The sequence below is a fragment of the Endozoicomonas atrinae genome (genome assembly GCF_001647025.1).
Lineage (GTDB): Bacteria > Pseudomonadota > Gammaproteobacteria > Pseudomonadales > Endozoicomonadaceae > Endozoicomonas > Endozoicomonas atrinae.
In genome coordinates, this window is sequence record NZ_LUKQ02000723.1 from 1 (window position 1) to 626 (window position 626).

Below are 626 nucleotides of genomic sequence, written 5' to 3' on the forward strand. Positions count from 1 at the left end.
AAATTGATTTCAGGATTGGCAGCAAGCGTTTTCGTCATACCGCAAAAACAAAACTGGAATGTATCCAGTACCGTGATAAGTGCATTGCTGACAAAGATAAAGAAGCACCAGAGAGAGATGACCGCACGCTCAGAGAGTTAATTGATATCTGGTATGAAGCCAGAGGCGTCGAGCTGGCGGATAATGAACGGACGCTGAAGAACCTGATTCGCTTCTGTGACGCTCTGGGCAACCCTATCGCCAAAGAAGTCACTACCAGAGACTGGCACCGGTATAAGAAGCAGAAGAGAGAGGAAGGCATCGGCGATAAGACCCTGAATAACATTCTTGGCTATATCAATGCCGTTTATAACTTTCTGGGCAGGAATGCCATCATTGGCTACTGCAATCCCTTTCAGCCCGTAGACAAGATTCGTATCCATGAGAAAGAACTTGTCTTTCTGAGTAATGACGAGATTCAACTGCTATTCGAAGACATCAAGAAGAACTGCAAAAGCCGCCATGTGATGATGATCACCAAGATTTGCCTGTCTACCGGTGCTCGCTGGGGAGAGATCGAGAGCAGGAAGGATCACCACTTCAAGAACAATCAGGTTTACCTGACCTACACCAAGTCCAAGAAGAAC

The 626-nt window shown here is 46.5% G+C and carries 1 protein-coding gene; it reads left to right on the forward strand.

From position 1 onward, the window contains the following. Positions 1–2: 2 nt before the first annotated feature. Positions 3–626, forward strand: a 624-nt coding sequence (locus AK963_RS30285) for a phage integrase (RefSeq protein ID WP_420795631.1), incomplete at its 3' end; no start/stop codon positions are given.